The 19,263-nt window shown below is 69.0% G+C and carries 21 protein-coding genes; 5 read left to right on the top strand and 16 right to left on the bottom strand.

Annotation, left to right across the window (positions count from 1 at the left end):
- Positions 1-27: 27 nt before the first annotated feature.
- Positions 28-1,227 carry an acyltransferase family protein gene (locus DEI93_RS02700; RefSeq protein WP_111119735.1) on the bottom strand — a complete coding sequence of 400 codons (1,200 nt, stop codon included), beginning with the start codon at positions 1,225-1,227 and terminating at the stop codon, positions 28-30.
- Positions 1,228-1,286: 59 nt separating this feature from the next.
- Positions 1,287-2,327 carry a glycosyltransferase family 4 protein gene (locus tag DEI93_RS02695; RefSeq protein WP_111119734.1) on the bottom strand — a complete coding sequence of 347 codons (1,041 nt, stop codon included), beginning with the start codon at positions 2,325-2,327 and terminating at the stop codon, positions 1,287-1,289.
- Positions 2,328-2,856: 529 nt separating this feature from the next.
- Here DEI93_RS02695 and DEI93_RS02690 point away from each other — a divergent pair.
- Positions 2,857-4,362 carry an O-antigen ligase family protein gene (locus tag DEI93_RS02690; protein WP_146244402.1) on the top strand — a complete coding sequence of 502 codons (1,506 nt, stop codon included), beginning with the start codon at positions 2,857-2,859 and terminating at the stop codon, positions 4,360-4,362.
- On the opposite strand, the gene DEI93_RS02685 is transcribed toward DEI93_RS02690, so the two are convergent.
- The 7 genes from DEI93_RS02685 to DEI93_RS02655 form a co-directional block, all read right to left on the bottom strand.
- On the bottom strand, positions 4,306-5,040 hold the full coding sequence (locus tag DEI93_RS02685; RefSeq protein WP_146244401.1) for a hypothetical protein: 735 nt from the start codon (positions 5,038-5,040) through the stop codon (positions 4,306-4,308). The genes DEI93_RS02690 and DEI93_RS02685 overlap by 57 nt on opposite strands.
- Before the next feature lie 11 nt (positions 5,041-5,051).
- Complete coding sequence (locus tag DEI93_RS02680; RefSeq protein WP_111119732.1) at positions 5,052-6,290, bottom strand: lipopolysaccharide biosynthesis protein; 1,239 nt, start codon at positions 6,288-6,290, stop codon at positions 5,052-5,054.
- Positions 6,291-6,307: 17 nt separating this feature from the next.
- Positions 6,308-7,351: a glycosyltransferase family protein gene (locus DEI93_RS02675; RefSeq protein ID WP_111119731.1), complete on the bottom strand. Its 1,044-nt coding sequence runs from the start codon at positions 7,349-7,351 to the stop codon at positions 6,308-6,310.
- Positions 7,352-7,619: 268 nt separating this feature from the next.
- Positions 7,620-9,086, bottom strand: a complete 1,467-nt coding sequence (locus DEI93_RS02670; RefSeq protein WP_258372231.1) for a sugar transferase — start codon at positions 9,084-9,086, stop codon at positions 7,620-7,622.
- Positions 9,087-9,105: 19 nt separating this feature from the next.
- Positions 9,106-10,104, bottom strand: a complete 999-nt coding sequence (locus DEI93_RS02665) for a hypothetical protein (RefSeq protein WP_111119729.1) — start codon at positions 10,102-10,104, stop codon at positions 9,106-9,108.
- Positions 10,101-10,703: an arsenate reductase/protein-tyrosine-phosphatase family protein gene (locus DEI93_RS02660; protein WP_111119728.1), complete on the bottom strand. Its 603-nt coding sequence runs from the start codon at positions 10,701-10,703 to the stop codon at positions 10,101-10,103. Before DEI93_RS02660 ends, DEI93_RS02665 begins: the two co-directional genes overlap by 4 nt.
- Positions 10,703-12,136 (bottom strand): tyrosine-protein kinase domain-containing protein, encoded by a 1,434-nt coding sequence (locus tag DEI93_RS02655; protein WP_111119727.1) that lies wholly within the window; start codon positions 12,134-12,136, stop codon positions 10,703-10,705. Before DEI93_RS02655 ends, DEI93_RS02660 begins: the two co-directional genes overlap by 1 nt.
- A gap of 143 nt (positions 12,137-12,279) precedes the next feature.
- On the opposite strand from DEI93_RS02655, the gene DEI93_RS02650 reads away from it, so the two are divergent.
- Positions 12,280-13,023: a CPBP family intramembrane glutamic endopeptidase gene (locus DEI93_RS02650; protein WP_181436030.1), complete on the top strand. Its 744-nt coding sequence runs from the start codon at positions 12,280-12,282 to the stop codon at positions 13,021-13,023.
- A 34-nt stretch (positions 13,024-13,057) separates the two neighbouring features.
- Here DEI93_RS02650 and DEI93_RS02645 read toward each other — a convergent pair whose 3' ends face one another.
- Positions 13,058-13,255 (bottom strand): hypothetical protein, encoded by a 198-nt coding sequence (locus DEI93_RS02645; RefSeq protein ID WP_111011311.1) that lies wholly within the window; start codon positions 13,253-13,255, stop codon positions 13,058-13,060.
- A gap of 69 nt (positions 13,256-13,324) precedes the next feature.
- Complete coding sequence (locus DEI93_RS02640) at positions 13,325-13,531, bottom strand: hypothetical protein (RefSeq protein WP_111011312.1); 207 nt, start codon at positions 13,529-13,531, stop codon at positions 13,325-13,327.
- Between the two features lie 286 nt (positions 13,532-13,817).
- Between DEI93_RS02640 and DEI93_RS02635 the strand changes: the two genes are divergently transcribed.
- The gene (locus DEI93_RS02635; RefSeq protein ID WP_181434605.1) at positions 13,818-14,486 is read left to right on the top strand and encodes a TetR family transcriptional regulator; all 669 of its coding nucleotides are present in this window, start codon (positions 13,818-13,820) and stop codon (positions 14,484-14,486) included.
- Positions 14,487-14,645: 159 nt separating this feature from the next.
- Here DEI93_RS02635 and DEI93_RS02630 read toward each other — a convergent pair whose 3' ends face one another.
- The gene (locus tag DEI93_RS02630) at positions 14,646-14,966 is read right to left on the bottom strand and encodes a hypothetical protein (protein ID WP_111011314.1); all 321 of its coding nucleotides are present in this window, start codon (positions 14,964-14,966) and stop codon (positions 14,646-14,648) included.
- A gap of 296 nt (positions 14,967-15,262) precedes the next feature.
- Between DEI93_RS02630 and DEI93_RS02625 the strand changes: the two genes are divergently transcribed.
- On the top strand, positions 15,263-15,628 hold the full coding sequence (locus DEI93_RS02625) for a hypothetical protein (RefSeq protein WP_111119725.1): 366 nt from the start codon (positions 15,263-15,265) through the stop codon (positions 15,626-15,628).
- Between the two features lie 167 nt (positions 15,629-15,795).
- On the opposite strand, the gene DEI93_RS02620 is transcribed toward DEI93_RS02625, so the two are convergent.
- Positions 15,796-17,088 (bottom strand): adenylosuccinate synthase, encoded by a 1,293-nt coding sequence (locus tag DEI93_RS02620; RefSeq protein WP_111119724.1) that lies wholly within the window; start codon positions 17,086-17,088, stop codon positions 15,796-15,798.
- Between the two features lie 227 nt (positions 17,089-17,315).
- Complete coding sequence (locus tag DEI93_RS02615; RefSeq protein WP_220037875.1) at positions 17,316-18,047, bottom strand: triose-phosphate isomerase family protein; 732 nt, start codon at positions 18,045-18,047, stop codon at positions 17,316-17,318.
- Positions 18,048-18,173: 126 nt separating this feature from the next.
- On the opposite strand from DEI93_RS02615, the gene DEI93_RS02610 reads away from it, so the two are divergent.
- Entirely contained in the window at positions 18,174-18,347 is a 174-nt protein-coding gene (locus tag DEI93_RS02610; protein ID WP_111011321.1) for an Rv0909 family putative TA system antitoxin, read from the top strand.
- A 159-nt stretch (positions 18,348-18,506) separates the two neighbouring features.
- Here DEI93_RS02610 and DEI93_RS02605 read toward each other — a convergent pair whose 3' ends face one another.
- Both DEI93_RS02605 and DEI93_RS02600 read right to left on the bottom strand, forming a co-directional pair.
- The gene (locus DEI93_RS02605) at positions 18,507-18,848 is read right to left on the bottom strand and encodes a hypothetical protein (protein ID WP_111119723.1); all 342 of its coding nucleotides are present in this window, start codon (positions 18,846-18,848) and stop codon (positions 18,507-18,509) included.
- 175 nt (positions 18,849-19,023) lie between these two features.
- On the bottom strand, positions 19,024-19,194 hold the full coding sequence (locus DEI93_RS02600; RefSeq protein ID WP_181434603.1) for a hypothetical protein: 171 nt from the start codon (positions 19,192-19,194) through the stop codon (positions 19,024-19,026).
- Positions 19,195-19,263: the final 69 nt, after the last annotated feature.

Genomic DNA, 19,263 nt, shown 5'->3' with positions numbered 1-19,263 from the left:
GTCGGTGTGCACGGCGAAGCCCGTTCTCTAGTCGGATGCTTCCGGTGGGAGCGATCCCACCGTGATCCTCTCAGTCACTGATTCAGGTGCGGATCGGTGCCTGAGCGCTTTCCGCAGATAGAGGCGGCTCGGCTCCTCGATGAACCGATAGCAGAGCCAACCGACGGCCACCGCGACTGCAATGTAGACGATTACCACCGCGACACGGATCACGATCCCGTTGCCGGCAAAGTGAGCTCGCGGCAGGAGGTGGTCCATCACCATCAGGACAATGAAGTGCGTCATGTAGACGGAGTACGAGACGCGGCCGCCCCACATCAGGATCCGCGAGGACAGTATCGCTCCGACCACACCCCCGGCTTTGGCGCAAGCAAGGACCATGAGTGCGAGAAAGGGCAGAGACGCGAGCGACGCGTCCTCGGGAAGGACGCCGATCAGTACGACCGCCCCGAGCACTCCCGCCACCGCAACCCAGTTCCAGGTTCCGCGCGAGATACCGGGAAGTTTGCGCCAGACAACGTAGAGAAGCGCACCCAGCGAGAACTCGATCGTTATCCGCATGGGCACGAGAGCCGGCCCGGTCACCGAAGCACCCGCGGCTTGAACACTTGCCATTCCGATGGCGCCACCAACCGCAATGACGGCCGTCAAGACCAGCGCAGTCGACAGCCGTCGGAGTTTTCCTAGAGCCATCGCGAGCAGTGGGAAGCAGATATAGGCACCGAATTCCGCGGAGATTGACCATGCAGGTGGATTCCACGCAGGTACCGTCGGTGTCGCCTGAAGCAGGACGAGGTTCCCCAGGAAGCTGGGAAGCGTGTAATTCGCGCCTGCGCTGAGGTGGATGCCGGTTCTCGTCGCTCCGACCACCAGGACCAGCATCGCAAGCAAGGTCACGAGGTGCGTGGGATAGAGCCTCGCGATCCGAAGCATCACGAAACGGCGATAACTCCCCCAGGCCGGCTGCCCCAGTCGTTCCGCGTAATTGTAGGAGATCACGAATCCGCTGAGCACGAAGAACACCTCGACGCCCAAGTACCCGCCTCCGATCCACGGTCGGACCGGAGCAAGCGCCGGCAGCAACGCGATCAACACGAGGCGGAAGTGTTCGACAACGACCCATCCAGCCGCAACCGCACGAATTCCCGTCAGGTTGGTCAATTCGCCGCGAGCTTCACCGGCAGAGCTCGATGCACGGAGATCTTCCCCCCGACCGGCGCTTCCCATGTCACGGAGTGTAGGGCACGGTCAATCCGCGACAAGTCGTCTGGTCAGCCCTATTCCTGTCACACTTGCTCTCCCTCGATGCGGGCGTCGACGCGCTTGATGACGCTGTCGGAGTAGTCCTGCCACGACCGGGTGCTGCGAGCAGCCCGGGCGAGATCCGACACGCGATGGCGGTCCTCTGCGGACACGACCACGACCGCCTGCATCGCTGCGCGGAGGGCCTGCGCGTCGCCCGCTGGGACAACAGTTCCCTGCCCGGCACCGATCACCGACGCTGCGCCGACGGCGGTCGATGCGATGACAGGTAGACCAGCGGCGAGCGCCTCTGGAACGACCAGGCCGAAGGCGTCCTCGACGCTCGGCAGGACCAGCGCATCGACCTGGTCGAACAGCGCCCCGAGCCGCTCAGCTGGCAAGGCGGCCGTATGCGTCACGTTCTGCGGGAGGTCCCGTAGCAGGTGGGGTTCCACCACCGGACCGACGAGCTTCAGCTCGAAGTCCTCCCCGACGGCCGCGGCCAGGAGTGTGGGTATGCCCTTTCGGTAGCTGATCTGTCCGAGGAACAGCAACCGCCGCCGAGACCGCCGCTGCCGCGAGGTCGGAGGCCCTGCAGGTCGGAACGAGGTGAGGTCTACTCCATAGGGCTCGACGATGAGCTTGGCGGGGTCGACCCCCTGGATAACGTTTCCCGCCGCCACCACATCAGAAGGGGTCAGGACAGCGTCGGCACGATCCATCTCGCGGTTGATCCGATCCACATCGCGGGCTGGAACGACCTCGCCAGCGGCGGCCGCGCCGTAGTGCTCGAGTAGCGCCTGGTTCCGGACCGCGGGATGTCCGTCGACCTGATGGAAGACTCGGAGTCCATGGGACCGCCCGAAGAGCTCCAGACACGCGGAGGGCATGCCGAGCACTACTGCATCCGACTCCGCGTTCTTCGCGACCGCTGAGTCGAACCGAGCCTTGCTCCAAGAGGTGAGGTCAGGTACGAGGCGGCGCAGGATCGCGGGGCGCCGGACCAGCCGGAGCAGTTCGAGTTCCGGGGCAATCTCTACGAGCTGCGCGAGATCGTGCGCACCTCGTCGGAGACGCGCGCTCACCGCTGAGCCTCCGAACCCATCAAGGACGTTGGCGATCGAGCGGGCGGGAGCACGCGAGGGCGCGTAGAGCGCGTGGAGACGCCCTCGGACCGCAAGTGCCCGGGCGAGCTCGACCGCAGCTCCCTCTGGATAGGGCAGAGCGAGGGTCCACGAACCCAAACGCTTCGGAGGCGCCTCGTTCAACGGGCCCCCGCCATAGCGGGGACAGCTTCGCTGTGACCTCGGAGGATCGGACGCAAGGGTCGGCACCGAGTTTCCGCTGCGTCCGGTAATCGGACCGCGGAGGCCCTAGCTTGAGTGCCCGCGAGCAAGGAGGAAATCACAACCACGAGCGTCGCTGCAGCATCGCTAGCCGCGGTGCTCGCCCTCGCGCGGAAGATGTCGCTCGCCTGGCCCCGCATCATGGACACCCCCGACTGCGGCTTTCCAGCCTGCGCTACACCGTAGTTGACCATACAACGACCCGTCGCCGCTTGACTCACGGCGTCGGCGACGAGTGGGAGCGCAACGGGCGCGCTACGCTCTGCACGTGAGGGGAACAGGCATCAGTGGGGGCGTCATCGCTCTGGCATCGCTCGCGACGGCCGTGCTCGTTGCATTGGCCCTGACCGCCCCTCTCGCCCTCGCTGCGGTCCCGGGCGTCGTCGCGGTGTGGCTGATGCTGCGCTACCCATGGGCTCGCGCCGCGTTCTTCATGCTGGGCGCCTTCATCGTGTTCCAGACGAGTGACGGTATCAGTGCGTCGAAGCTCGTCTACTTCGTCGGGGTCGCATTCGCATTCATTGTGAGTCTCGTCCGTCTCCGCCCCGTACTCCGAGATGGCGGTCTCCAGACCTTCCGCGTCGGCGTCCTTGCCGCCCTCGGGTTCCTCGGCTGGATGATCATGGTGACGTTGCCGTACTCCGTCGCGGTCAGGGGCATCCCTGTAACGAATTGGCTGCGCGACGCCGCTACCTACCTGCTGATCAGTGCCGGGGTTGTGATCGGGGCCGAAGCGGCGTCATCAGTAACTCGTTATGCTGCACGGTTCATGACCGTGGGACTGGGGCTAATCGCGGCCTTCGGCTTTGCGTCGCGCTGGATCCAGGCGCGAGGCTTCGGATCCGGAGATAGCAATTCCGGGTCGTCTCTGCTCTCGTCGCTGGCTGGCCTGACTCTCGCCGTCGGACTCGCCTTCGCGCTCGCGCTCGTAGGCCGCGGCATCCGCATCTGGTGGCTCGCGCTGGGCATCGCCCTTCTCCTGTCGGTCCTCGTCACGGGCACACGTACCGGCGTCGTCTACATCCTGGTGCTCGTGGGCGTCATCGGGAAGCGTTCGAGTCACGCAGTGCCACTGCCCAAAGCGGTGATGGCCATAGCCGTCACTGCAGCGGGATCGTTGCTCGCCCTACCCGTGGCAGGCGCGCTCTTTTCCTCGCAAACGTTCGTCGAGACCAGACTGCGCAGCATCGTCACGACACTTCAGAACGGATTCGCCTCGGACCAGTCGGGGGCCGTACGCACCCGGGCGTATGAGTACGCTGCGACGATCTGGCACTCGCATCTGCTCCTCGGGCAGGGATTCGGTGCGACGTTCCCCGACCCGAGCACGGGCGGACCCGGTACTGCCTTCCAGCTCGACACACCCCTGACCTACCTCGCGAAGTTCGGCCTGCTCGGTTGTATGGCGCTCCTCGGCACGTTGGTCCTCATCTACTGTGCCCTCCTTCGACGCAGTGTCGGAGTCAAGCCGGTCGTCGAACAGACCGCTGTCCGGGGAGCACTCTTCATCCTGATCGGGATCCTGCCCCTCGGGGTCCCGACCGAGGACAAGGGCTTCTCGGTCACCATGTGCCTCGCGTTCATCCTCGTGGGTAGCGCCATCCGCGCTGAGCGCGCACAGCTCGGCGAAGTGGCCTCCGCTGAGTTCGCAAGTGACGCGAGTCGCTTCGCCCAGATCGTGAGCCCGGGAAAAAGCCGATTTCCTCAAGGCGGCGCTTCACACCTGCTTCCGCGCGGCCAACGACCCCAGAAGGCGCTCCGACCCACCGATTAGACGCGCCCCCAGCGCTGGAAAGCGTCGACCTACGTAGGTGCGTCCGGTGCTTCCGGACAGTCCGATGAACAGCGGTCGTGATGGGAAGCGCTCGATTGCGATCTGCGACAACGCTGACGCGCGTGCCACCTCGGCGGCGACGAGATGCTCGAGGTAGATCCCACCGGTGTCGTCGAGCACCTCACGGTCCTTTAGGAGCACGTCACGCCACACATGGGCAGCGGCACCAATGAGCCGGGTGTCAGCGAAAGTCCGGTCGAGCGTCATCCGAAGGCGTACTGAAGCGGCGCCGACCGCGCTGATCACCGCTTGCGGGTTCGCTATGCGGAGTCGTCCGGTGCACTTGAACACCGTCAAGGCATCGTCCGCGACGAGCGCGGAGATGGCGTGGATGACAGCGGCCGATTCGATCCGCCCCTTTCCGGCCGTAACCTCCTCCGAGGACGGCGCGTAGTGCACGACGTCGATGGCAGGACGTCCGGCGGGCGGAACTTCCGACAGGAGACGATCCGCCGGAGCTCCGCTCGTCTCCACAAGAGCGAGTCGAAAGCCGAGCCGCGACGACCAACTCTCCCAATCCGCTATCGCAGTCCGATACTGCGCCAACCGGATCTCCGGATCGACCACGTGGATGCCATCGCTCACATTGGGATGCACCGTCGCGGTCAGCAACACCATTGACGTCGCGTTCACCCTGCACTCCGTGACGCCGGATCAACGGCGTTTCGACGAGCCTTGCCGACCTCATGCAGGACGCCACCGGCCAGCGCGAGGATCAGCACCATTTGCACGATCAACGAAGCCTGGGCCGCACCGAGGGCTCCTGAAGCCCGTCCGAGGACCACGACGAGGACGAGCTGGACAAGCGCGGTCGCGACCATGGCGAACGCGACGAATCGGTCTCGCCCCAGCGCCTGCAGAGCTACGGTCACCGGCTGACAAATGATCGATGGGATCACCGCCAGCGCGAGGAGCTGCAGCGCTGCGGCCGAGTTGCGGTATGCCGCTCCGAGTAGGAAGTCCACCACCCACGGAGCCAGCGCGAACACGACGACCGACAGACCGATCGCGGTCAACGGCATCCACAGGCCCCGTCGGAGGTGGCGCCAGGCGTCGAACACGTCCCGCGAGCGGGCTGCGTACGGCGCCGAGGCCGACGCAAAAGCGCTCGCCAACAGCGCCATGGGCTGTGTCCAACGGTTGACCGCACCATAGACGCCCGTAGCGGTCGGACCCGCAACTCCGGTGAGAACGGTGAGGTCCAGCGCCTGAGCGCTGTTCGCCACCACAGCAAGGCCGAAGTACCTCGATCCCTCCCAGGGGTTGGCCAGCGCGCGGACGAACAGGCGCGGTCGGTGAGCAGGTGGAGCAATGGCCCACGCGAGCACGGCTGCACCAAGTGAGCCAAGTGTCAGAGCAATCCACAGTGCGCCAACGGGTGGCACGCGCACAACGATCAGCACGGCGAAGGCCACCCCCGCTCCCAGACGATCGGCGAGCACGACAAGCGCCGCGAGGTCGCCTCGTGCCGCTGCACGGAGAGGAACCTGCAACGTCTGATTCGCCAGGAGAGCGATGGTTACAGGGCCGGCAACCCACAGCTCACTGGTTGGTGCCACGAGCAGCACGACGACGAGCCACACAGCCGACAGCGCCAGGCTCACCACGAGTTTGGTGGCGAGACGGCGTTCGAAGACACGCCATGGAAGCCGACCGCTGGCGACCTCTCGCAACCAGTGCGAATTCGTCCCGAAGTCGATGAAGCCAGCCGCGGACGTCGCGAGACCGATTGCAGAGACGATGAGACCCAGTTGGTGCGGCTCTGACCCGCGAGCGGCGAACAGGTAGAGGAGCGCAACCAGAACCTGCGCGGCACCGCTCGCGCCGGCGAGCCACAACGCCTGCTTGCCGAGTCCTGGCTCTCGCATCGGCTGAGTTGACGTATTCACAGCAACGCCTCCGCGAAACCCGCGACGGTAGGGGCGAGTGCCGGCATCGGCGCGGGCAGATCGATCGCGCGGCGCATGGCAGCTTCGAGGTGATCCGGGCTGAGCGGAACCCACTCGCCGAGATCCCCGAGCGCAGCCAGATCGACGCGCAGACTCTGCGCTCCAGCGGCGATGACCCGCGTGCCAGCCGCCGCTGCCTTCCCGAGCAAACCACTGGGGCCCTCGTTCGAGTGTGCCAGGATGAGCGCGTCGACGGCCAGCACGGCGGCGTCGAGATCGCGATCCGAAAGGAGACGGTCGACAACGATCACCGGATCGGTCCAGCCGCGCGATCTCCGTTCGAGCTCCTCCACGTGAGACCGGACGTCCTCGTCGAGTCGGCCTGCGATCAGCAGCCCGACTGGTGTTCCGAGCCCCCGTTCGAGCGCCTCACCGATGAGCCCGATGTTCTTGCGGGCAGACACCGCCCCGAGCACGGCAAACCAGTAGCGGTCGGAGCTGAGCTCGAGTTGGTCGCGTAGGTGCTGCGCATCCTCCCGCGAAGCGATCAGCGTCACGGGGTCGACAACTGGAACGAAGTCGGACCGGCCTGCCCAACCCGCAGATTTCAAGACACCGATCCGAACCCCCGAGATGCGTGCCGCTCGCCGGAAGAATCGTCTCCTGAGTGCGGTCTTGAGTAGCTGGACGAACGGCAGCGGGGCCGGCTGCGCCGTCTCACGCATCACCAAGACCGTGATCGATGCCGTGCTCTGCCATTTGCCCGCGCGGGCAAGAGCTATTGCGAAGCGGTCGCCGTCGGGCACAACTACGTGCTGCGCCGCTGCTCGGCGACTCATGCGCGCGATGTGCGCGGGGTCGAAGAACTCCGCATGCTCGATTCGCACCTGCTCGGGTAGGTCGTCCGCTCGGATGCCCATCGACTCGTCGGCCGAGGTCACGACCACGACCTGCTCACCCCTGGCGATCGCTGCTTCCGCGAGCAGTCGGACGTAGTACGACCGGTGTCCCGTCCGGTTCTGCTCGACGATTACGACCACGGGGACTTCTCCCGCTTCACTCGCACCTGCTGCCTGCACCATCACTCGGCCGTATCACCTGGTGACGCCAGGCCTTCTTTTCCGCGAGGAGAGCCCGTGGCAACCAAGCGAGTCTCCGCAGTCGCTCCGGGGCATCGAAGGACTCGGCTCCTCGTCGGGCCCGGATCGACGCGGTCGCCGAACTGTGATCGTCTGGACACGGCGAGATCTCGGATTGCTCCTCCACAGCGCGCGCACGAGACCATCCGTGTCGCAATTCCACCTCCGGTCAATACGCCCCCCTCGTGGCGATCACTGCGCGGAACGTGCGCCACAGAATCACGAGGTCGCCGGTGGTCGACCAGTTCTCGACGTAGTAGAGATCGAGGCGAACGGAGTCAGCCCAAGACAGATCAGACCTGCCGCTCACCTGCCACAAGCCGGTAAGACCCGGCTTCACCAGGAATCGGCGGTGCACGTGGGGATCGTAGCGGTCTACTTCACGTCGAAGGGGAGGGCGCGGTCCGACGAGCGACATGCTCCCAGTCAGGACGTTGATCAGCTGCGGCAGCTCATCGAGGCTGAACCGCCGCATGAACGCGCCGACACGGGTCACCCGCGGGTCATTCCGCATCTTGAACAGCACGTCGTTGCCCTCGGCGCGGTCGAGCTTGCTGACCTCCTGGATCCGGCTCTCGGCGTCGACGACCATGGACCGAAACTTGATCATCCGGAACGTCGAGCCGTTGAGGCCGACGCGCTCCTGCAGGAACAGCACCGGGCCGGGCGATGTCGCCTTGACGGCGATCGCGAGCAGCAGGAACACGGGCGACAGCACGATGACGAGCGTGCCGGTGATCACCAGGTCGAAGACCCGCTTGGTGTAGAGCTTGCGGCCCGAGTACGTGGGCGTCTCGACGTGGATCAGGGGCAGCCCCTGCACGGGGCGGGTGTGGATGCGGGGGCCGCCGATGTCGGTCAGACTCGGCGCGACGACCAGGTGCTGCTGGCCGGGCTCGAGCGCCCAGCTCAGCTCGCGGACGCGCTCGGGCGGCAGGTCGTCCGCGCTGGTGATCACGACGGTGTCCGCGTGCGTCGCGTCGAGGGCGTGCTGCAGGTCGTCGAAGCCGCCGTAGGACTGCAGCTCGGTGCCCGGCAGGACGCCGACGAGTCCGGTGGACACGGCCGCTCCGAGCACGCGGTAGCCGGCGGCGGGCTGGCGCTCGAGCTGCCCGGCGATGTGCCGGACGCTGGCGGGCGATCCCACGAGCAGCACACCGGCGGAGTACCGCCCCTGCTTGCGCTGCAGGATGAGCCACTGCCGCCACATCCACCGCGAGAACAGGAGCACGAGGATCCCGATGGGGAACGCGATGAGCACGTAACCGCGGGCGAGCTCCAAGTGCAGCAGGAACGCGGCGATCGCGAACAGCCCGAACACGCGGATGCTCGAGTCCGCCACCAGGCGGTACTCGGTGCTGCCGACGCCGATCACGCGGTCGCCCCGGGTGTCGTAGATGCCGAGCGCGATCGTCCACACCACGATCACGAACACCGAGATCCCGGTGTAGCTCAGCTTCAGGTCGTTCTCGTTCGACACGAGGTTCGAACGCAGGCCGAGCCACGCGATCTGCACGCCGAACACGACCCAGGCCAGGATGAGGACGTCCGTGATCACGAGGCGACGCGCGAACGCGCGGCTCCACCCCAACGTCGACGCGTCGGTCTGGAGGGTCGTCCCGCGTTCCGCGGTCATGGTCGCCGCCGCGTCCCGGTCACCACGTCGTGCCCCCGTCGGTCGACGTGAGCACCTGCGACCCGCTCCACACGGCGACCCGGTCATCGGTCTGCACGATCGCCACGGCCCCACTCGTGGTCGTCGCGGGCGCGCAACCGACGTGGGTCGGCTTCGATGCCGCCACCGCCGCGGCGGTCGTGAGCGTGTCGACCTCGACACCGTCGCACGTCGAGCGGCCGGTCCGGGCGAGCGTGAACCCACTGCCGGTGTCGGTGGCCGCCACGAGTCCGGAGACGGGCACCTGCACCCAGTCGTCGGCGGCGGACTGCCGGACGGCGAGGACCCCGGGGCAGACGACCGCGGTGGTGGAGCCGGTGGTCAGGATCTGCGTCGGTGCCGCACATGGCGAGGGCGCCGTGCCGGACGACAGGTGGATGCGCGAGTCGCTGGTGACGTAGTCGGAAACCAACGCGGCGCTGTCCGCGGCCCAGTACGCACCGTCGGTGTACGACGACAGCTCGGTCTCGGTGCAGTCGGCGCCGGTGCCGGCGACGATGCTCGTCTTGACGCTGCCGGCCACGATCCCGGCGACGGTGTGGACGTCGTACTGGCCGGTCGCGGTGGGCTTCCACGTCGCCCCGCCGTCGGTCGACCGCTCGACGACGGCGTCCCCGCCGGTGCAGGACCCGGACGTGGCACGCCAGAGCTCCGAGGCGCTGACGGCGGAGAGGAACCGGCGCTGCCCGCCACCAGCGGCGGCCGGGGTTCCGGTGGCCGACGGGGTCGGGGTGGCGGTCGCGCTGGCGGAGGCGGACGGGCGAGCGGTGGGGGTCGCCGTCGGGGTGGCGGTCGGGACGCTGCTGAACGTCGGGATCGGCGCGGCCCGACCGTTGTCGCCGGGGGCGGTCCGCCCGAGCGCCACGGTCACCAGGAGCACGTCGACCACGACGAGCACCACGACCACGGCGGCCAGCCAGACCAGCGCCTGTCGCGACACCGCGAAGCCCAGACGCCCCTTCCCCCCGTTCGAGCTCATGCCCGACTGCCCCCTGCTGTCGTCGAGTGGATCGCGGTCGTGATGGTCCCCACCGCCTCGGCGAGGACGTCGGCCACGCGCTCGTGGACCTCGGGCGACCGCCGGTACGGGTCCTCGACGTCGTCGTCCGCCGGGTCGGCCGGCGGCGGCACCATGCCGCGCGCGGCCGCGACGGTGGTGACGAGCGAGGCCAGGTCGGTCACGGCCTCCAGGTCGGCGGGCTCGAGCCCGCGCAGCACGCGCGCGAACTGGAGGATCGTGAACGTCCGCCGGGACGCCCGCGGCAGCAGCGACACCACCGCGGCGCGGTGCGCGCGCTCGGCGGTCAGGATCAGGTCCGCGTCGGCGACGATGCGCTCCGTGAGGTACCGCGACCGGTGGTCGCCGGGATCGCCTCCCAGTCGTTCCGACTGCACGGCGGCGGTGACGTCCATCGGCGCGCCGTCATCGGCCATGGTGCCGGCGCTGGCGACGACGACGCCGGGGACGTCCGCGAGCTGCGCGCGGAGCAGCTGCGCCGCCAGCGGAGACCGGCAGATGTTGCCGGTGCAGACGGTGAGGATCGTGAACGGACGGGCGGTCCCCTCCCCCGTCGACATCAGTCCGCTTTCCGCAGCGGACCGACGCCGGCGCTGGGCTTGCGGGGGATCTCGGCCTCGTCCTCGTTGTCCAGCCCGTAGCCGTACGCGTAGCCGTACCGGCCGTAACCGTAGGCACCCGGACCCTTGGTCGGCATCATCGTCAGGACGAACCCGGCGATCGGTGCCCCGACGTTCTCGAGCGTCGACGCGGCGCCGGCGAGCTGCGCCTTGTGGGTCTTGCCCGAGGCGACGGCGACGATCGCGCCGCTCGCCTTCTTCGACAGGATGGCCGCGTCGGTGACCGGGAGGAGCGGGGGCGCGTCGAACAGGATGTAGTCGTACTCCTGCTCGAGGCGCTCGATGAGCAGCTGCATGTTCCGCGAGCCGAGGAGCTCCGACGGGTTCGGCGGGATCGGCCCGGCGGGCATGACGCGCATCGCACCACGACCCCAGGGCTGGGCGACGTCGTCGAGGTCGGCGCGGCCGATGAGCACGTCGGTCAGACCCGCGGCGCCCTCGACGTCCATGTACTGCGCGACCTTCGGGCGGCGCAGGTCGGCGTCGATGAGGATGACCTTGTACCCGGCGGTGTCGAGCGCGATCGCGAGGTTCGCGACGGTGGTGCTCTTGCCCTCGGACTCGACCGACGACGTCATGACGAACGTGCGCGCCGGGCCGTCGAGGTCGAGGAACTGCAGGTTCGTGCGGAGGGTGCGGAACGACTCGGCGCGCGGGCTGCGCGGGTCGGCCTGCACGATGAGCGGACGCGTCGCCGCCTTGTTGTCGAAGGCGATGCCGCCGATGATCGGCTTGGTGCTGATGCGCTCGATGTCGGTCTCGGTGCGGACGCGGTTGTCGAGCGTCTCGCGGAGCACGGCCACGCCGACGCCGAGCGCCAGGCCGACGAGCAGGCCGAGGACGATGTTGACCGGCACGTTCGGGCTGACCGGCTTCGAGGGAACCTGGGCCTCCTTGACGCGGGTGAGCTTGACCGTGCTCTGACCGTTCGCGTCCGTCGCCTCGATGTTCTGCACGACGTTCGTCAGGCTCGAAGACGTCACGTTCGCGATGTTCGCCGCCTGAACCGGGTTCGGGTCCGTGACATTGATCGTGATGAGCGTGGTATTGAGCGGAGCGTCCGCGCTGACGATGCTCGCGAGCTGCTCCGCGGTCATGTGCAGGTGGAGCTTGGCGATGACCGGCAGGAGCACGATCGGCGTGCTCACGAGGTTCGAGTAGGTGACGACCCGCTGCTGCGTGAACGTGTTGCCCTGCGCCAGGTCGGACGCGCTGCCGCTCGTCTCGGTGGACACGAACACCTGCGCCGACGCGGCGTACTGCGGCGTCTTCGCGATCGAGAACCCGGCCGCTGCTGCCACCCCCACGAGCGCGAGGATGAGGATCATCATCCAGCCCTTGCGTAGCACCGTGATGTAGTCGCGAAGCTCCACGCTCCAGCCTTCCCCGAACTGACGTCACCGATGCTCCTGATGCGTCGTGTGACAGCCACCGGTGAGGAAATAGTGCCATACCGATGAGTAGGGATCGGGTTCGTCGTGCACATCGGGCTGGAGCTGACCCCTACGGTGAGTGCATGAGCGCCGAAGAACCGACGATCGCTCCGCCGCGTCGCCGGAGTCTCCTGCCCCTCGGGATCGCGCTGGTCATCGTGATCGTGCTCGAGCGGATCGTGAGCAGCGCCGTGCAGCGGGGGTCGGTGCCGAGCGCTCCCGTGCAGCTCCTGCTGTCGGACCTGGCGTCGTGGGTGCCCCTCGTTCTGGGGGTGCTCTGGTACCTGCGCGACCGCGGCGCGACCTCGGTCGTCGATCGCCTGGGCCTCCGGATCAGCGTGTTCGACGTCTTCCCCGCCATCGCGATCGCCTGCCTGGCGCGGGCCGTGGACGGGTTCCTCAACCTGGCGATGTTCGACAGCACGGGGCTCAGCCCGCAGCCGGTGCTCGGCGGCGGGGTCCAGGTCGCGGTGCTCACGCTCACGGTGCTCGGTCCGTGCATCCTGTCGCCCGTGATCGAGGAGCTGTTCTTCCGCGGCACACTGCAGCCACTGCTCGCCGATCGGATCGGCGGCGAGGACGACCGACGGAGCAACCTCCGGCTCGCGACCGTCCTGGGCGTCGTGGGTGCCGCGGTGCTGTTCGCCGCGATGCACGTCCTCGTGGCGAACACCACGGTCGAGGGGGCGTTCGTCACCTTCGTGAGCACGTTCGTCCTCGGGCTGCTGCTCGGGACGTTCGTCGCCGTCACCAAGCGACTCGGCGGCGCGATCCTGGCGCACGTCCTGTTCAACGCGATCGCGGTCGCGCTCACCTGGCCTCGGTGAGCACGACCGCGATGCGGTGAGCATGGGCGCTCGATCAGTGGATGACCGGGTGCACGTGCTCGTACGCCAGCCACACGAGTGAGACCGACGACGCCGTGACGACGCCGAGCGTGGCCCACTGGTGCCAGGTCGCGCGGAAGCGGCCGTAGCGGTCGCGCTGCGCGGTGTGCTGCATGTGCCGGATCTGCGTACGGGAGTAGCGATTCTGGGCGCGGTTGTAGACGGGTTGCATGGTGGCCTTTCGGGTAGGAACCAAGCGGATTCGGGATTTCGGGTAGCCGAAGAATAACCCGAGACGGGCTCAGGGGCTAGTGCGGACGGGGCGACGCGGCGCCCGCCAGTGCGGCTGCGGGACCAGCCCATCACCCGCCGGCACCGTCACGTGGTCCTCGCCGCGCTCGCAGAAGCAGGCGAGCAGGATCGGCGTGCCGTCGTGGAGCTGGTGGAACGTCTCGACGTGGGGCCGCGGCTGCCCGCCATCGCTCGTCGGCTGTGTCTCGTCCGGCATGGATCGATTCCCCCTGGTCCCCGACCACCTCGTCCGGAGCGGCGACACCGTGGTACTCCAACGAGGAACCGGGAAGCGCTCCTCGACCACCGCCCCGGACGGGTGTCCTCTACCCCGCGCGCAGACCCGAAACCGGCGCGGAGCGAGGTGCGACACATGTTGCCTGGTTCGGACACGTTCCACAAGTCGTTCGTCTGGCGAACCGGCCGGTGGCGGCCGGGCGGTGCCGCAGGGTCCTCGCCGCTCTGCTCGCCGCCCTGCTCCCCGATCCGGATACGGTGATGCGATGCACGACCAGCGATCGACGACCAACCACCGTCAGGAGCAGAAGGCGAACACCCGTGCCGCGATCCTGCGCGCCGCCGCGACGGAGTTCGCGACCCGGGGCTACGCCGGCACGAGCATCGCGAGCATCGCAGCGGCCATGGGCAAGCCGAAGTCAGCCGTGGGGCACCACCAGTTCGCTTCGAAGCAGCAGATCGCCGAGGCGATCGTCCGGCAGCAGCAGGAGACGTGGGCCTCGATGCGGGCGGAGGTCGAGCAGGCGACGCCGCCCGGACTCGGCCGGTTGCTGCGCCTCCTCATGACGGCGGCGCTCGACGCGCGCGAGCACCCGAGCGCACTCGCCGCAGTGCGCCTCCTGGCCGACCAGCGTGCGAACGGGATCACCCTGCCGCGCTCGACGGTGCCGTGGCGGGCGTACGTGGCTGAACAGTTCCAGATCGACATCGACGCCGGACGGATCCCGTCCGACCGCCCCGCCGAGGAACTCGCGCGACGGCTGCTCAACGCGAGCTTCGGTGTGTTCGACGCCGAGAGCCGCGGACTCCAGGCCATCGACACCGAAGCGGCACTCCGGGCGCTGTGGGCGGACCTCCTGGCCGGGGTCGGCGTGACGGACGTCGACGCCGTGCTCGAGCAGGTCGGCGCGGTGGACGCCGCGCCCCCCGCCTGACGCGCCGATCCGACTGCGGCCCGACCGCGGACGGGCGGTCGCACGACCGCAGGACCACCCGTCCGCGCGACCGCCGACCGCACCACCGGCCGGGACGACGAACGCCCCCGCTGCCGGAGCAGCGGGGGCGCGGGGCCGTCGACCGTGGCGCGCTGGACCTCAGCGGATCGGACGGATGACGTTCGGGAGCATGAGGTGCAGGTGCTCCGAGAGCTTGGCCTGGGCGTCCTCGAGCGAGGCGTAGTCGCCGATGTACTGGCCGAAGGTGTCCGACGCGAAGTAGTGGGCGCCCTGCTTGTCGACCGTGCCGCCGTAGTAGCCGCCGTAGCTCGCGACCCAGAGGCCCTTGTCCGCCTCGGTCCACGTGATCTGCGCGCGGGTCACCTGGCCGGCGGCTGCGGCTTCCGCCTCGAGGATCGCGATGGTGTCCACGGTGTCCGTGTCCAGGGTGACGTCGGAGTGGGAGATGGTCATACTCATGTCGCGGCCTCGCTTTCCTTCGGGGTACGTCTGCGGTACTCCTCCACCGTACGAACCACGGGTCCGACCGCGCCAGTCGAGCCCGTGATCTCCCGGGATCCTCGGAGCAGCAGGCAAGGCGAGGCCCGGATTCACGGGTCACGCATGACTCCCGCTATCTCCCGCGTTGGGGTACAGGGGTACACACGCGTCACACCGAGGCGGCCCTGGCACCTGCGACTCCCGACACCCCGGCCCCTGGTGATCGATGGGAACACCTGGTCGAATGACTCCCACCCCGACCGTCAGGAGGACGAGTGCACGCCGGAGACCTGTCAGCCGCGCTGTGGAACGAGCGCGCGCTGCTCGAACGCCTCGTCGGCGCGATCCGGACCGCGCGCCCAGCAGCCGAGTGCGACGCCGTCCTGGAGGACCTCCGTGCCGCCCGCCTCGTCCGTGACGTCCACCTCGCCACCGTCCTCCGCGATCTGCACCGCGCCGAGGACGCGGGCCTGTCCGCGTTGCTCGAGCCGGGCCTCCCGGCCCCGTGGGACCTGATCCTGCCCGAGCACGTGACGGCGATCCGAGCACTGGCGGCCGAGATCGACGCGCAGGAGCGCGGGCGCCCCGGTGCCGCCCCCGCGCGATGGCCGGCGTTCGCGGCCGCCGCTGGCTACCGCTGACGCCCGGGCGGCCGGCCGCTCCCCCGAACCTCGAGATCGCAGTCGTTGCCGCTTCGACCAGGGTCGTACCGGCAACGACTGCGATCTCGCGGGAGAGAAGGGGCGCCACCGGCCTCGGCCGGCGCCCCGGCCGCCGGCGCCGGCCGGAGGGGGCGCCGCGGCGTCGGCTACTCGGTGCCGAGGAGGTCGTGGCGCACGACGATGGCGTCACGGCCGGGGCCGACCCCGATCGCGGAGATGCGGGCGCCCGACATCGCCTCGACCGCGAGCACGTAGTCCTGCGCGTTCTTCGGCAGGTCGTCGAAGCTCCGCGCGCCCGAGATGTCCTCGGACCAGCCGGGGAACTCCTGGTACACGGGCACGGCGTGGTGGAAGTCCGACTGCGACACCGGGACCTCGTCCATGCGCTTGCCGTCGACCTCGTACGCGACACAGACCGGGATCGTCTCGAGGCCCGTCAGGACGTCGAGCTTCGTGAGCACGAAGTCCGTCACGCCGTTGATCCGGGCCGAGTACCGGGCGATCGGGGCGTCGTACCAGCCGCAGCGGCGCGGCCGTCCGGTCGTCGTGCCGAACTCGAACCCGTTCGCACGGAGGAACTCCCCCGACTCGTCGAACAGCTCGGTCGGGAACGGGCCCGCGCCGACCCGGGTCGTGTACGCCTTGACGATGCCGATGACGCGTTCGATGCGGCCGGGACCGATCCCGGAACCAGTGGCCGCGCCGCCCGCCGTGGCGGAGGACGACGTGACGAACGGGTACGTGCCGTGGTCGACATCGAGCATGGTGGCCTGACCCGCCTCGAAGAGGACGGTGTCGCCGCGCTCGAGCGCCCGGTGGATCTCGAGCGCCGTGTCGGTCACCATCGGGCGGAGCCGGTCGGCGAACGACAGGAGCGACTCGACGACCTCCTCCGCCTCGATCGCCCGGCGGTTGTAGACCTTGACCAGCAGGTGGTTCTTCTGCTCGAGCGCGGCCTCGACCTTCTGCCGCAGGATGTTCTCGTCGAAGATGTCCTGGATCCGGATGCCGACGCGGTTGATCTTGTCGGCGTAGGTCGGCCCGATGCCCCGGCCGGTCGTGCCGATCTGCCGCTTGCCGAGGAACCGCTCGGTCACCTTGTCGATGGTCCGGTGGTAGTGCGTGATGACGTGGGCGTTCGCCGACACCCGCAGCTTCGAGACGTCGACCCCGCGGGCCCGGAGCGCGTCGAGCTCCTGGAACAGGACCTCGAGGTCGACGACGACGCCGTTGCCGATGACCGGCGTGACGCCCGGCGTGAGGATGCCCGAGGGCAGCAGGTGCAGGGCGTACTTCTGTCCGTCGACCACGACCGTGTGGCCGGCGTTGTTGCCGCCGTTGAACTTGACGACGTAGTCGATGCGGCTGCCGAGGAGGTCGGTGGCCTTCCCCTTGCCCTCGTCCCCCCACTGGGCTCCGATGATCACGACTGCGGGCATGTGGTTCTCCTCACGTCTGCGGAGGACCGGGCCCGACCGAGCGGCCGGTGGTCCACCCGAGTCTATCGGCCTCCTGTCCCCGTTACCCGGGGTGTCGGGCAGCGCCGTTCCGGCACCGTCCCCGCGCGGACACCTGCGAGCAGCGACGTCCCAGGGGTCGTCCGACAGCTGCGTCGTCGAGAGCAGGCGGTTGATCGCCGTGGTCGTCGGGATCGGGCAGCGGCGGTTCAGGCGGTGAGGGCCGCGGCCTCGTCGAGGACCCGGCGGACGTTCTCCGGATCGTGGGCGAAGCGCCCGAGGAACAGGCCGTCCACGCTCGGGTGGAGCCGTCCGAGCAAGCCCGGGCCCGCGCTCCCCCCGTAGATGACCGGCGTGCCCGCGAGCGCTCCCGGCAGTCCGTCGCGCAGGGCGTCGACGGTCGCCGTGACGTGCGACGCTGGGGCCGGTTCCGCGGCACCGATCGCCCAGACCGGCTCGTACGCGATCATCAGCGGTCCGGTCGTGGCGGCACGGACCTGCTCGAGGCACCACGCGGCGGCCTCCCGCGGGTCGCACCGCGTCGTCTCGCCGACGCACAGGAGCGGGGTGAGCCCGGCCTCCTGGGCGACGGTGACCTTGGCGGCGACCACCGCGTCAGTCTCACCGTCGGCGCGACGCTCGGCATGCCCGATCTCGGCCATCGTGACCCCGAGTTCGGCGAGCAGGGGCGCGCCGATCTCGCCGGTGTGGGCGCCCTCGGCGTAGCGGCTGACGTCCTGCGCGGCGACGCGGATCCGGGTGCCCGCAGCGAGCCGGACGGCGGACTCGAGCAGCGGCGAGGAGGGCGCGACGAACAGCGCCACGCGGCCGTCGACCACGCCGGGGTGCTCCCGAGCGAGCTCGGTGACGCGGCCGAGCCAGTCGAGGGACCGGCGGTACGACAGGTAGAGCTTCGTGCTGATGCCGATGTGGATGGTCACGAGCCCAGTGAACGCGATGACCGGCGGAGACGCTGGGAACGCTCTCCGCAGCCGGGAGGAACGTGGGCACCCGACGTCCGGGGCAGTGGATCCCGGGCGGGCTGGAGCACTCGGAAGGAGCACGACATGGCAGACCTCGGCGACAAGGCGAAGGACTTCGCGGACAGCGACAAGGGCGAGAAGGCGTCCGACGCCGGCCTCGACAAGGCGGCCGGCGCGGCCGACAAGGCCACGGGCGGCGGACACTCCGACCAGATCGAGAAGGGCGAGCAGGCCGCCGACGACAAGATCGGCAACTGACTCCGCTCCACCGACACGACGACGGCACCCGTTCCCTGTGGACCGGGTGCCGTCGTCGTCAGGGCGGCCGGGTGCCGACTCGTCAGGGGACGGGTGCCGCCTCGTCGGGGAGGCTCGGGGCCGGTGGCTCCGTCGCCGTCCGGACCTGCTGCCGGTGCCTCAGTCGCCCTCGGGGCGCGGGACGCCAGCGCGGAAGTCCGGTGTGCCGTCGGCGTGGACCGGCGTCGCGCCCGACAGCTTCCGGGCACCCTCACGGAGCCGCTCGACGAACGCGGGGTCTTCGGGCTCGAGCTCGTCGTCCGGGGCGTCGTCGACGACGATCTCGCTGGCGGGTCCGATGAGCAGCGTCGCGTACGCGACCGATCCGTGGTCGTCGAAGGTCGGGACGTGCACGGTGTCCGTACCACCGGCCGCGCCGAGGGCCGCGGCGTACTCGATCACGGCGTCGGCGATCTCGCTCCCCGTCATGACCGAGGTGCTGTCGTAGTGGATGTACTTCATCGCTCCTCCTGCATCCTGCCGACCAGTGAAACACCGGCTCTCGGAGCGCGTTCACGTCGTGTCCAGGGAACGAGACGAACGCGCGTCCCGGCCGGGTCCCGGGACGACAACGGCACCCGCTCCGGTCAGGAGGGGTGCCGCCGTGGGCCGAGCGCGGGACGGACCCGCGGGGCGCTCAGGCCTGGAAGAAGTCCGCGTAGCTCGGGTCGAGCGGACGGCGCAGCTTCGACGTGCCCGAGACGCGGGCCTCGACCATGGCGGCGAGGGCGTCCGGCGGCGTCAGGCCACGGCGGCGCCACTCGATGGGGTTCTGGCGCAGGCTGGCGAGGGTCTCACGGTCGAGCATTGATGGCCTCCTGGTCGAGGAAGAGTTGGCGCATGTCGATGGGTTGCGTCGGGGGGAACGCGTCGACCG

The sequence above is a fragment of the Curtobacterium sp. MCBD17_035 genome (assembly GCF_003234815.2).
Classification (GTDB): Bacteria; Actinomycetota; Actinomycetes; order Actinomycetales; family Microbacteriaceae; genus Curtobacterium.
Note: the sequence above shows the minus strand (reverse complement) of the source record. Positions and strands in the feature narration are given on the sequence as shown.

What these genes read in the sequence shown, in the direction of transcription:
- DEI93_RS02700 (WP_111119735.1), bottom strand. Translation starts at nt 1,227, where the DNA reads ATGGGAAGCGCCGGTCGGGGGGAAGATCTCCGTGCATCGAGCTCTGCC.
- DEI93_RS02685 (WP_146244401.1), bottom strand. Translation starts at nt 5,040, where the DNA reads ATGGTGTTGCTGACCGCGACGGTGCATCCCAATGTGAGCGATGGCATC.
- DEI93_RS02680 (WP_111119732.1), bottom strand. Translation starts at nt 6,290, where the DNA reads ATGCGAGAGCCAGGACTCGGCAAGCAGGCGTTGTGGCTCGCCGGCGCG.
- DEI93_RS02670 (WP_258372231.1), bottom strand. Translation starts at nt 9,086, where the DNA reads ATGACCGCGGAACGCGGGACGACCCTCCAGACCGACGCGTCGACGTTG.
- DEI93_RS02665 (WP_111119729.1), bottom strand. Translation starts at nt 10,104, where the DNA reads ATGAGCTCGAACGGGGGGAAGGGGCGTCTGGGCTTCGCGGTGTCGCGA.
- DEI93_RS02660 (WP_111119728.1), bottom strand. Translation starts at nt 10,703, where the DNA reads ATGTCGACGGGGGAGGGGACCGCCCGTCCGTTCACGATCCTCACCGTC.
- DEI93_RS02650 (WP_181436030.1), top strand. Translation starts at nt 12,280, where the DNA reads ATGAGCGCCGAAGAACCGACGATCGCTCCGCCGCGTCGCCGGAGTCTC.
- DEI93_RS02645 (WP_111011311.1), bottom strand. Translation starts at nt 13,255, where the DNA reads ATGCAACCCGTCTACAACCGCGCCCAGAATCGCTACTCCCGTACGCAG.
- DEI93_RS02640 (WP_111011312.1), bottom strand. Translation starts at nt 13,531, where the DNA reads ATGCCGGACGAGACACAGCCGACGAGCGATGGCGGGCAGCCGCGGCCC.
- DEI93_RS02635 (WP_181434605.1), top strand. Translation starts at nt 13,818, where the DNA reads ATGCACGACCAGCGATCGACGACCAACCACCGTCAGGAGCAGAAGGCG.
- DEI93_RS02630 (WP_111011314.1), bottom strand. Translation starts at nt 14,966, where the DNA reads ATGAGTATGACCATCTCCCACTCCGACGTCACCCTGGACACGGACACC.
- DEI93_RS02620 (WP_111119724.1), bottom strand. Translation starts at nt 17,088, where the DNA reads ATGCCCGCAGTCGTGATCATCGGAGCCCAGTGGGGGGACGAGGGCAAG.
- DEI93_RS02610 (WP_111011321.1), top strand. Translation starts at nt 18,174, where the DNA reads ATGGCAGACCTCGGCGACAAGGCGAAGGACTTCGCGGACAGCGACAAG.
- DEI93_RS02605 (WP_111119723.1), bottom strand. Translation starts at nt 18,848, where the DNA reads ATGAAGTACATCCACTACGACAGCACCTCGGTCATGACGGGGAGCGAG.
- DEI93_RS02600 (WP_181434603.1), bottom strand. Translation starts at nt 19,194, where the DNA reads ATGCTCGACCGTGAGACCCTCGCCAGCCTGCGCCAGAACCCCATCGAG.